Annotated in this window: 1 protein-coding gene and 1 pseudogene; both read left to right on the top strand. The window is 71.3% G+C overall.

Going from position 1 to position 1,725, the window contains the following annotated elements; genetic code table 11:
- Window positions 1–567, top strand: a pseudogene (locus GT042_RS04375) (hypothetical protein); the annotation flags it as partial.
- Window positions 568–932: 365 nt separating this feature from the next.
- On the top strand, window positions 933–1,725 hold a 793-nt coding region (locus GT042_RS04370; RefSeq protein WP_345943675.1), incomplete at its 3' end, for a BTAD domain-containing putative transcriptional regulator.

Below are 1,725 nucleotides of genomic sequence, written 5' to 3'. Positions count from 1 at the left end.
ACCAGCCTCGTCGACGCGCGGTCGGGCGGCGGGCGCTGCGCCACCTCGCCGCGGATCACCCTGCGCTCGGACGACGCGCCGGCGTCCGTGCGGGAGGCCGACGCCGCGCTGACCGCGCTCGGTTACGCCGTGGACCTCAAGCTGCCCCGTACGGAGAAGGCCAAGCACCGGCGCCTCGGCAACAACTCCCTCGTGAAGGACCGGCGGCAGGGGGGCCTGGGCCGGCTCGTCATCAAGAACGGCACCTCGTCCGACGCGGTGGTCACCCTGACCAAGGGGCAGCGGACCAACTTCACCGTATACATACGCAAGGGCCAGGACGCGACCGTCCGCCGCGTCGCCGACGGCGCGTACACCGTGTACTTCACGTCGGGCACGGACTGGAGCGGGTCGAAGAGGTCCTTCACCCGTGACTGCTCGTTCCAGAAGTTCGACGACAAGGCGGATTTCAACACCCGCCAGGTCTCCGGCGGCACGCAGTACACGATCCTGACCTTCTCCCTGGAGAAGTCGATCGGTGGCAACGCGACGACCAGCGAGGTGCCCGAGGACGAGTTCCCGTCCTGATCACGGCCCGGGACGGCGGGGAACATTCTCCGGGGGGCCGCCGTTGAACACACTGAGGATGCGGATGGAACAGTGTCCCCGGGCCCCATTTGAGAATCGCCCATGGGGAAGATCGTTCGGCTGAAGCCCCATGGAGCCCATCGCCGCGAGGCGACCGCCGTCCGCGTCCTTCCTTCATTCGGCCCCGATCGGCGTCCCCCGTCCGGTCGGGGTCTCTTGTCGCCTCCGTACAGTCACGCGGATCCGGTTAATAGCTGTTGCGTACATCTATCTCCTGGTCAACTCCCCCCGGAAACACATCTGTTGCCCTTCCACGGGTGCGCCGACCCGTCACCGGGCGAAGTGACCGCCTAGACTCGCCGACTGTGCGTTTCTCAGTTTTGGGGCCGGTCAGAGCCTGGCGTCACGGAACGGAGCTGGAACTGGGCCCTCCCAAGCAGCGGGCCCTGCTGGCGCTGCTGCTGACGCAGGCGGGGCAGCCGGTACCCGTCCACGAGATCCTCGACGTGCTGTGGGGGCAGGACCCCCCGGACAGCGCGGTGAACGTGGTGCACCGGCACGTGGGCGCGCTGCGCCGCCTCCTGGAGCCCGACCTGCCGACCCGCGCGGCCTCCCGGCGGCTGGTGCGCGGCTCCGGCGGATACCGCCTGGACGTCGACCCCGACGCGGTGGACCTGCTGCGTTTCCGCGCCCTGCGCGACGAGGCCAGGCAGGCGTCCGAGGCCGGGGACCCGGCCGGCGCCACCGAGCTGCTCATCGAGGCCCTCGGCCTCTGGCGCGGCCCGACGGCCACCGGGATTCCCCCGCAGATCCAGGCGCACCCCGTCTTCGCCGCCGTCGACCGTGAGCACCTCACCGTCGTGAAGGAAGCGGCGGAGAGGGCGCTGGAGACCGGTCCGAGCCTCACCGGACGGGTGCTGATCACGCTCCGGCACGCCGCCGCCCACCACCAGCTGGACGAGGTGCTCCAGGCCCGGCTGATCGTCGTCCTCGCGGCGACCGGCCACCAGGCCGAGGCCCTCGGCGTCTACCAGGCGGTACGGTCCCGGCTCGCCGACGAGCTGGGACTGGACCCCGGCCCCGAGCTGCGGGCCGCCCAGCAGCAGGTCCTGCGGCAGAGCGTGCCGGCCGGGCCCGCCTCGGCGCCCCCGGCCGAGG

The sequence above is a fragment of the Streptomyces sp. SID3212 genome, from assembly GCF_009865405.1.
Classification (GTDB): Bacteria; Actinomycetota; Actinomycetes; order Streptomycetales; family Streptomycetaceae; genus Streptomyces.
Note: the sequence above shows the minus strand (reverse complement) of the source record. Positions and strands in the feature narration are given on the sequence as shown.